Below are 1,478 nucleotides of genomic sequence, written 5' to 3'. Positions count from 1 at the left end.
GGTAGACCACGAACACCGGCAGCAGCGGCAGCCAGTTCCAGGACAGGAAGTTCAGGCCCATCGAGGCCATCATGCCCTTCTGCTGGCCGGCCACGATGTCGGACAGGTTCAGGGAACCGGCCACCATCAGCACGATCACCATCACGAAGCCCATCGCGATTTCGTAGGACACCATCTGTGCCGATGCACGCATCGCGCCCATGAAGGAATACTTCGAGTTGGCGGACCAGCCGGCGATGATGATGCCGTACACCTCCATCGAGGCCACGGCCATGATCAGCAGCAGGCCGGCGTTGATGTCGGCCAGCGCAGCGTGCGGGCCGAACGGCACGACCGACCAGCATGCCAGTGCCGGCATGATGGTCATCACGGGACCGATGAAGAACAGGGACTTGTTCGACTTGGTCGGAACGATGATTTCTTTAAACAGCAGCTTCAGCGCGTCGGCGATCGGCTGCAGCAGGCCGTTCGGACCCACGCGGTTCGGGCCGATACGGATCTGAATCCAGCCCAGCAGCTTACGCTCCCACAGGGTCAGATAAGYCACCAGGCCCATCAGCGGCAGGGTCACGCACAGGATCTTGATCATCGTCCAGATGAAGGTCCAGAAGGTGCTGCCCAGGTTCGCTTCGCCCGCGGCCTTAATCGAATCAATCATTTCTGGCAGAGCCATTACTTGCCCTCCCCTGCTTTAGCTACGGTAATCGGACCGAACATATCGCCCAGTGCAGCGGTCGATACGTGAGCGGCAGCCACGCGCACCACATTGGCCGGCAGCGCGGCGTCGATGGCGGCTTCCAGGATCGCAGAGCCGGTGCCCTGGGTCACCTGCACCTTGTCGCCGGACTTGATGCCCAGCTTGTGGGCGGTCGCAGCGGACAGGCGCGCTTTCGGCGCAGCACCGTCGGTGGTAGCCAGCAGCGGGCCGGAACGGCGGGCCAGCGCGTCGGCGAAGTGGATCGGCACATCGGCCAGGCGTTCCAGCTTGTCGCCGGCGCCGAAGGCAGCAGCGGCCGGGGCTTTCTTGGCCACGTTGCTCAGCTGTGCGGACAGGTCGGTCACGCCCTTGTCGAACAGTTCGTCGCGGACCGCTTCGGAAGTGTCGTAGTCGAAACCAGCCAGCCCCAGAACGTTGCCCAGTACGCGCAGCACCTTCCAGGCAGGACGGGCTTCGCCGGCTGGCTTGACGGTACCGTTGAAGCTTTGCAGGCGGCCTTCGGCGTTGACGAAGGAGCCCGACGTTTCAGCGAACGGCGCGACCGGCAGCAGCACGTCGGCGTAGTCCATGCCATGTTTGAAGGCCGACATCACGACTACCATCTCGGCGCCGTTCAGCGCAGCGACGGCAGCCTGTGGGTTGGCGGCATCCAGTTCCGGCTCGGCGTTCAGCAGCAGGTAGGCTTTCTTCTGTGCGGAGAAGGCCGGCGCAGCGTTCTTGGCCACGGCGCCCACCAGGTAGCCACCGACAGTGTTGGCGG

Annotated in this window: 2 protein-coding genes; both read right to left on the bottom strand. The window is 63.9% G+C overall.

The window, feature by feature from the left end; translation table 11 throughout:
- The coding region (locus AB4Z11_RS31520) for a complex I subunit 1/NuoH family protein (protein WP_442030091.1) at nt 1-673 on the bottom strand (673 nt) is incomplete at its 3' end.
- The coding region (locus AB4Z11_RS31515) for a molybdopterin-dependent oxidoreductase (protein ID WP_442030089.1) at nt 673-1,478 on the bottom strand (806 nt) is incomplete at its 5' end. The genes AB4Z11_RS31520 and AB4Z11_RS31515, both read right to left, overlap by 1 nt.

The organism is Pseudoduganella sp. RAF53_2, assembly GCF_052113985.1.
Lineage (GTDB): Bacteria > Pseudomonadota > Gammaproteobacteria > Burkholderiales > Burkholderiaceae_D > Rugamonas.
Note: the sequence above shows the minus strand (reverse complement) of the source record. Positions and strands in the feature narration are given on the sequence as shown.